Consider the following 8,475-nt stretch of genomic DNA (forward strand, 5'->3'; position numbering starts at 1 on the left):
ACGATCTTCGCCCTCACGATCCAGTACTGATTCCAGGGATTCCAGCCACTCCGTGGTTTCGAGCGGATCGAGATCTTCTCTTGTCTCCAGACTCATAGAGGTCTCTCCGAATGACGATAAAGGGTAAGCCTCACAGCCTGAAGGGCCGAGCACCACAGGTCAGGCTGAAAGGAAAATACAAGCGCTAAGCGCGTAAGAGTTACGCTGCCTCGGCCGCACGCATGTGCAGGCGAAAGCGTGCTATCTGAATGATTTGCTCAATAGCGGTTTGACGCTCGGTAGCGGCGTCGTTTTCAAGACGCTTTTCGAACGCATAAAGGATGGCGTGTCGATCAAGCCCCTTAACAGCAATAACAAAGGGAAAGCCGAACGTATCTTGGTAGGTCTGATTCAGGCGTTGAAAGCGCTCAAACTCTTCGGTTGAACACTGATCTAGCCCTGCACCTGCCTGCTCACGGGTGGAGTCCTGGGTTAGCTCACCCGCTAGTGCGGCTTTCCCGGCAAGGTCTGGGTGGGCTCGAATGACAGCAATTTGCTGATCAATATCAGCACGCTTAAGCACATTGCCCATGCAGTCAGCTAGCACATCCGAGTCATCGTGCTCGTCGGTAAACCCCTGTTTCCAAGCGGTTTCGGCTACCCAGGGGGAATGTTCAAAAATGTCCCCGTAATGCTCAAGAAAGGCGTCTAAGCCAAGGCGGCTGGGGCGAGCTGCTTTTAAAATACGCGACATTGTATTTTCCTGTTGTATTTGTTTGTCTAATTTATTGTATACAATAAATTAGTGCAAATGTACTCTAAGACGTGCCGTTTTCGCAAAAAAATCGCTATCGCATCCGCGAGAAGCGGGCATAACGGCGTTAGAAAGGCCTTTATAGAAAGGTTCTTATAGAAAGATCTTTATAGAAGGGCCTTTACAGAGGGGGCTCTTAGAAAGATTTCTAAAAACAAAATCAAATAACAAAGGGTTTTGCATGTTGAAGAGCAATCGAGCAGTGGCAACGTATCTGGCGATAAGCGTTTCTCTTGGCGCTATCTCGGTAAGTGCCCAGGCAGCGACATGGAGCGATACGTTTGTGGGCTATCGCTATGGAACGCAGTTTACCGAGCCCAATAACCCAGAGAACGTAGAGAAGCATATTCTTCAGTTCACACATGTTAGTGGTTACTCACTGGGCCAAAATTTTTTCAATCTGGACGTGCTTCAGTCCAGCAGCCAAGACCCCGCTAATAACAGTGATTCAGGGGCGACTGAAGCCTATCTGGTATACCGTCATCAACTGCATGGGGGCGGGGTATTCAATGAGCCGATCACCTTCGGACCCGTCAAAGACATGGCGCTGACGTTTGGGTTTGACCTAAACACCAAAAATACTGGCTTTGCACCACGTAAACGCCAATTAGTGGTAGGGCCAACGTTTAAATTTGATGTGCCGAGAGGCTTTGTGGACCTCAGCCTGTTCTATAGCCGTGAGTGGAACCACTGCGGTTTGCCACCCTGTGGGCTGCCAGAAAATCAGAACAGCATTTCGTTTGATCCCTATTACCAAATTAACTTGGCCTGGGGGCTGCCATTCGAAGCTGTGGCGTTACCGCTAAAATTCCAAGGGTTCTATAACTACAACAGCAAGAAAGGAGACGATTACTTTGGGGAAACGACCAAGCCTGAGCAGTTAATGCGCACCTCGCTGATGCTAGACGTCGGGCAGGTCGCCTGGGGCGCGGAAAACTCCCTATGGGTAGGCGTCGGTTATGAGTATTGGCGCAACAAATTCGGAAACCACAGCCAACCGGGGGTCGATACCGATGCCATGACCTTTAATTTGGAGTGGCACTTCTAAAACCAACCACCGCTACTGGTTTAACCGATACCCCTTGGCTTGAAAGTGCCAAGGGGTATTTTTTTATGTCTCAGGTGCTTCTTGACTAAGAGCGTTTGAAGAGATAGGCCATTATTTTTTGTGAAGCAGTGGTTTTAAATCGGGCGATTGTTTATTGAAGTTTTACATTCCTGCGGGTTGGTATACAACAATATTAATGATTATTAATGTCGTAAGTGGTTAATTTTTCCTATATGTCAGTGTTTAAATATAGTTGTTGATATATGTGTCGTAAAAGTTTTGTTTTTTATTAACTATTGTTCACGTTATTGATGGTGTGCTTTTCCTTGGTGTTAGATAGTTATATTGTATATTGGTTAAGGTAGGTTTGGGTAAAGGTGTATCTTTAATGTTAAATTCGGTAAAGATGTCTCGTGGTTTTAAGTTTTTACTGAGCAGTTGTTAAGAATAGTAAAATTTTACTTTGTGATTGATGAAGTGTGAGAAAAAGAGTAAGGGATGGATTGGGATTTTAGTGTCTGGAAAAGGAGTTCCTCGATATGTCTGTTAGGGATAGGTTGCTTACAACTAAAATGAAGGTAAACGTAGTTATTAAGGCTGCTGACGTTTGGTTTTTCGATAGGGATATCGCGGTTAAAAATAATTATCAAAAATTGAGTTCTTGGTGTCCTGTTTACTTAGGAAGGGCTTGTTTGTGCCTGTTTTTGATGTGTGTTGCAAGTAATGCAGCCGCACAGAGTTCATTGGATCTTGACAACGAGTCCCTGCGCCAATTTCGGCAGGAGCAAGAAAGATTAAGGCAGCAGCGCGAGCAGCTTCAGCCTCAGAGCGATGTGCGACTATCTCCCCTGCATGATCCCAAAGTTCCGCTTGTTTTCCCTGCGACAGAGACGCCTTGTTTTGAAATTAGCAGTATCTCCCTTAATGTTATTGACAGAGGGAGTCGGGACTGGGATTGGCTATATGACTATGTTGATGACCCTCAAGATAGTCAGCCAGTGCTTAGTCGCTGCTTAGGAGCTCAGGGGGTAAGCGTCATTATGGCTCGCCTGCAGCAAGCGTTGGTTCAGAAGGGCTGGACAACCACACGCATTCTTGCGCCCCCACAAGATTTGTCGTCTGGAGAGTTGCGCCTAGATATCTTAGAAGGCGTGATTAGTGATATTCGCTTTGCGGAGGAATATGGTCAGCGCGCGACTCTTTTCAATACCATTCCAACCCATGCTGGTCGGGTTCTAAATTTGCGCGATATTGAACAGGGACTTGAAAATTTCAGACGTGTGCCAACAGTTGAAGCTGATATCTCGATTGAGCCTGGTGAAGAACCAGGTCAAAGTGAACTGATAATCCGCCACAAGCAGGCTTTTCCTTTCAGAGTACATGCATCGGTTGATGATTCAGGCAATGAAAGCACAGGAAAATACCAAGGGGCTTTTACACTCAGCTACGATAACCTTTTGACACTAAGCGACCTTTTCTACATTACTCTGCAGTCTGAATTAGGAGGTAAAGACCCCGGAGACCGAGGCAACTCTGGGCATGCTTTACATTACTCCGTCCCTTGGGGGTACAGTCTCCTGTCATTCAATAGTTCTAGCTCTCGATATCATCAAACTATTGCTGGTGCTTTTCAGGACTATGTTTATTCGGGTACAAGCGATCAGCACGATGCACAACTTTCGCGTGTCCTTCAGCGTGACCAAGCAGGTAAAACCACAGGCGCTATACGTGCGTTTCACCGGCGCTCAAACAACTACATAGATGATACGGAAATTGAGGTGCAGCGTCGTGCTGTATCTGGGGTGGATATCAGTCTTGGTCATCGTCGTAGCGTGGGCCCGGGGGTGTGGGAAGCAGTCCTCACTCATCGTAGGGGCATCGGAGCATGGGGGGCATTGCCCGCCCCCGAGGAAGCATTCGGTGAAGGCACGTCGCGCATGCGAATGTGGTTAATGAATGCCAGTGTGAGTATCCCTTTTGATTTCATCCACCAGCGTTGGAACTACCACGGTAGCTTTCGTGGACAGTGGCATGAAACCCCTCTAACTCCACAAGATCGATTTTCTATCGGTGGACGTTATTCCGTGCGCGGCTTTGATGGTGTGAGCATGCTCAGTGGGGACAGTGGTCTTTTATTACGTAATGAAGTTTCCATGCAGATTGGTCAAAGCCCCTACAGCGTGTACTCAGGGTTAGATTGGGGGCGGGTCAGCGGACCCTCTAATCAAATGCAGCTGGGCAACGAAATGGCTGGGGCGGTAGTAGGGCTGCGTACGCGATGGAAAACAGGGCCAGTGCAAAGCAATGTCGATCTTTTTTTAGGTCAGCCACTTCATAAGCCTGAGGGGCTTAGAACCGCCAGTCAGGATTACGGATTTAGTTTTCATATCCAATTTTGATACGAGAAAACAATGAATAAAAAACTCTACCGACTCGTCTTTAATGCCACGCGCGGTTGTCTTGTCGCGGTATCAGAAAGTGCTCTGCGAAAAAACAAGAGCTCTGGACGGAGGCAGGGCGCCGGTATGGGGAGTTCCGCAATTGTGGTGCTGCGTTTGGCCGCTACTTTCGCCTTGGGGTTAAGTGCTTTGAGTAGCGCTTTGGCTCAGGCGCAAATCATGCCTGATCCTGCCGCACCGGGCAACCAACGTCCTACAGTGCTAAGCACCTCTAATGATGTGCCGTTGGTCAATATTCAAACCCCAAGTGCTGCTGGTGTAAGTCGTAATACATACGAACAATTTGATGTGGGCGCGCCAGGAGCCGTACTCAATAACAGCCGCACTGATGTGCAGACCCAGCTTGGGGGGTGGGTGCAGGGAAATCCGTGGCTGGCCAAAGGTGAGGCTCGCATCATTCTCAACGAAGTTAACAGCAATAACCCTAGTCAGCTCAAAGGATTTATTGAAATCGGTGGGCAGCGTGCCGAAGTCATCATTGCCAACCCTGCCGGAATTGAGGTGGATGGTGCAGGTTTCATTAATGCTAGCCGTGCCACTCTTACCACGGGCACCCCCTCAATGAACGGAGGCAGCCTCGAGAGTTATCGCGTGCTGCGCGGCACTGTTCGTATCGATGGTCAAGGTCTTGATGCCAGTCTGACTGACTATACTGGCATCCTAGCGCGTGCCATTGAAGTCAATGCTAGCATTCATGCGCAAGAGTTGGACTTAGTGACGGGTGAGAATAATATTGATGCTAGTCGCCGCCCAAGCAATATTCAGCCAAGCGCTGGTACTGGTGCTGCGCCAGCCTTTGCACTGGATGTGGGTGAGTTAGGAGGTATGTACGCTGGACAAATTCGGCTAGTAGGAACTGAAGCGGGAGTAGGTGTCCGTCATCATGGGACTATGGCTGCTAGCGCAGGCAATATTCAAATCGACACCAATGGTCAACTGAGTTCAACAGGGACTATTCAAGCAGATCAAGGTGATATTGCTATCCGTACCGCGCAAGACCAAAGCTACAGTGGAAGCGTGCTAGCCGGAGAAAACCTGACATTGCATAGTGGCGGCAATCACCAGGATGAATACAGTGATAGCAAATACGGTACCATTGAAAACAGCGGGGTTCTACGTGCTGGCCAAGAAGCTAATTTGCGTGCGGGTGATTTAAATAATAGTGGTCGGGTAGACGCTCAGCGGCTAGATATAGAGGTAGATAACCTCAGCAATAGTGGTGACCTGTGGCAAGGTGGTGCCCAGGGCCTTAGTGTCCAAGCCACCAGTCTGGTCAACGAGCAAGATGGGTTTCTAGGGCGTGTGGCATTACCTACACAAAGCCCTCAGCCTTCGGAATCTTCTGTACAAGTCCCAAGTGGCGATGAAACAAATAGTTCTCAAGTCTCTGATAGCCTAGTTATATCTCCGCAACCCAATCCGGACTCTAAGCAAGCTTCAGCTCCGCTTGCATTAGGGACGGTGAAAGTTGGTGATCGCTTGGAAAATTATGCAGATGGGACTCTAGCTGCAAAGGGTGATCTTTACGTAAGTACAGGTCAAACATTTAGCAATGCTGGTCACGTTCGCGCTCAAAGCGTGCAGGCTAGCGGCGACTGGTTTGAAAATTCTGCTGGCACCCTGCAGGTTGATCATCTCAGTGTTGGAGTAGACACCGTACACCTAAGCGGCGGTGCGGTGTCGGCTGATACCTCCACGCTCAGAAGCAAAAAGCACATCCAGGAGTCGGAAGCACAGCTTTATTCACATGGTGAGCTCCGCTTGAATTCTCAGCGTCTGAGCAATGCCGGTGAAATTCAGTCTGACGGCACGTCTCATATTGCTATAGCCAACAGTCTAACCAACACCGGCACCATTGCGGCGTCCGATGATCTAATCATCGATGCTGTCCGTATTGATAGTAGTGGCACTCTGGCGGCCGGCTTGAGCAGTAATGGAAATCTCAAACCGTTTGATGCTAATGGTGCTGCACTTCGCGTTACCACGACTAATGACCTGATCGCCACCGGTACTAATTTGGCTGCAGGCACTCTGACCCTTAACGGCGACAATGTCGATCTGAGTGAGAGTCAGACCAGTGCTTTTGATACGCATATCACTGCCCGTGGTGATATCGACACTTGGCAAGCCAGTGTCGTCACCCAGGAAAACTTATTGCTCCATACTGACGGTGCGCTCGACAATACCAAGGGCACCCTGTCCAGCCAGCAAGGCGACCTGAGTGTCCAGGCACTTAGCCTGAGTAACGAGCAGGGTGAGTTATTGGCTGATAAAGACCTGTCGATTGCTCTCAGAGACACCCTAAGCAACACTGATGGCGCCATCTACGCTGGCAAAAATGCCACTCTAGACACCACTGCGCTGACCAATACCGGCACCATCACGGCAGCTGATGATTTGACTATTGATGCCGACAGCGTTGATAGCAGTGGCACTCTGGCCGCTGGTCTGAATAGCGATGGCAGTCTAAAACCGTTTGATGCTAACGGTGCTGAACTGCGCGTCACCGCCACTGGAGGACTAAGCACCTCCGGCACTAACTTGGCTGCTGGCGCGTTGACCTTTAATGGTGACCATGTTGACCTCAGCGATAGCCAGACCAGCGCTTATCGCGCTGATATTGCGGCGCGTGGTGATCTGGCGACTTGGCAGGCCAACATTGTTGCTCAAGAGAGTTTATCGCTCCAGTCGGGCGGTGCTCTGGATAACACTGATGGCACCTTGTCCAGTGAGCAAGGTGATCTAAGTGTCCAGGTGTTGAGCCTTAAAAACACCGACGGCACCATCTACGCGGGTGGAAACGTCACCCTAGATACCGGCACACTCACCAACTCAGGCACTATTGCTGCAGCCGATGACGTGACAATTAGTGCTGCCAATGTGCACAGCAGCGGCACTCTAGCAGCTGGCCTGAACCAAGATGGCACCCTGAAGGCATTCGCCATCGGCGGCAGGGTTCTCGACGTAACGACCGCCGGCGATCTAACCGCTACAGGTACCAACCTAGCGTCGGGTAATTTGACGCTGGATGGTGGCAATGTCGATCTGAGTGAGAGCCAGACCAGTGCTTTTGATACGCATATCACTGCCCGTGGTGATATCGACACCTGGCAAGCCAATGTCGTTACCCAGGAAAACTTAACCCTGCAGGCTGAAGGTGCGATTGATAACACGGCAGGTACTTTGTCCAGCCAGCAAGGCGACCTGAGCGTACAAGCGTTGAGTCTGAACAACGAACAGGGCGAGCTGCTGGCAAGTGATGCCTTAGAGGTGGCTCTTAGCGAATCCCTCAGCAACACCGACGGCACCGTCTATGCAGGTGGCAATGCCTCCCTCGATGTCGGTGAGCTTACCAACACTGGTACTGTTGCCGCTGCTGATAATGTGACCATTAACGCCGCCAGCATCGATAGCACGGGCACGTTGGCAGCTGGCTTGAACAGCGAAGACGGCACCTTAAAAGCATTTGCCGAAGACGGTAGCGCCCTTAGCATCATCACTGATGGTGATCTCAGCGCCACTGGTACGAATATTGCGTCAGGCAGCCTGACCTTAGACGGCGACCATGTCGATCTGAGTAAGAGCCAGACCAGCGCCTACCGCGCTGATATTACGGCTCGAGGTGATTTGGCGAGCGGGCAAGCCAACATCGTCACTCAAGAGAGCTTATCACTCCAGTCAGGCGGTGCCCTGGATAACACTGAGGGTACCTTGTCCAGTGAACACGGTGACCTAAGTGTGCAGGTGTTGAGCCTCAACAACACTGATGGCACTGTCTATGCGGGTGGCAATACCACCCTCGAAGCAGCGGAGGCCATTGATAACCGCCGAGGCACGCTATACAGCGAACAGGGCGATTTGAGTCTGCAGGCGATCAGCCTGGCTAATACAGAAGGCACTGTCTACGCAGGTGGCAACGCCGCCTTGGATACTGATGCACTGACCAATACTGGCACCATTGCCGCCGCTGATAATCTAGCTATCGACGCCGCCAACGTCGATAGCAGCGGCACCTTGGCCGCTGGTCTGAATAGCGATGGCAGCCTCAACACGTTTGACGCGAATGGTGCCGCACTGCGTGTTACCACCAGTGGTGATTTGAGTGCTACCGGCACTAACTTGGCTGCAGGTACGCTTACTCTGGACGGTGAGACTGTCGATCTGAGTGAGAGCCA

General features: G+C 50.4%; 5 protein-coding genes and 1 pseudogene. 4 read left to right on the top strand and 2 right to left on the bottom strand.

Annotated elements, in window-relative coordinates; translation table 11 throughout:
• Nucleotides 1–96 (bottom strand): pyruvate dehydrogenase E1 component-related protein (locus HZS79_RS17005; protein WP_503658111.1); only part of this gene is annotated, 96 nt, incomplete at its 3' end.
• A 103-nt stretch (nt 97–199) separates the two neighbouring features.
• On the bottom strand, nt 200–733 hold the full coding sequence (gene uraD / locus HZS79_RS16635) for a 2-oxo-4-hydroxy-4-carboxy-5-ureidoimidazoline decarboxylase (protein WP_179928410.1): 534 nt from the start codon (nt 731–733) through the stop codon (nt 200–202).
• A gap of 241 nt (nt 734–974) precedes the next feature.
• Between uraD and HZS79_RS16640 the strand changes: the two genes are divergently transcribed.
• The 4 genes and pseudogenes from HZS79_RS16640 to HZS79_RS16650 all read left to right on the top strand — a co-directional run.
• Nucleotides 975–1,841: a hypothetical protein gene (locus HZS79_RS16640; protein WP_162220096.1), complete on the top strand. Its 867-nt coding sequence runs from the start codon at nt 975–977 to the stop codon at nt 1,839–1,841.
• A gap of 539 nt (nt 1,842–2,380) precedes the next feature.
• On the top strand, nt 2,381–4,240 hold the full coding sequence (locus HZS79_RS16645) for a ShlB/FhaC/HecB family hemolysin secretion/activation protein (protein ID WP_179928411.1): 1,860 nt from the start codon (nt 2,381–2,383) through the stop codon (nt 4,238–4,240).
• Nucleotides 4,241–4,252: 12 nt separating this feature from the next.
• A pseudogene (locus HZS79_RS16990) lies at nt 4,253–4,342 on the top strand (ESPR-type extended signal peptide-containing protein); the annotation flags it as partial.
• A gap of 24 nt (nt 4,343–4,366) precedes the next feature.
• Nucleotides 4,367–8,475 (top strand): two-partner secretion domain-containing protein (locus HZS79_RS16650; RefSeq protein WP_246311491.1); only part of this gene is annotated, 4,109 nt, incomplete at its 3' end.

This window comes from Vreelandella zhaodongensis, assembly GCF_013415115.1.
In the GTDB taxonomy this organism is placed as follows: domain Bacteria; phylum Pseudomonadota; class Gammaproteobacteria; order Pseudomonadales; family Halomonadaceae; genus Vreelandella; species Vreelandella zhaodongensis.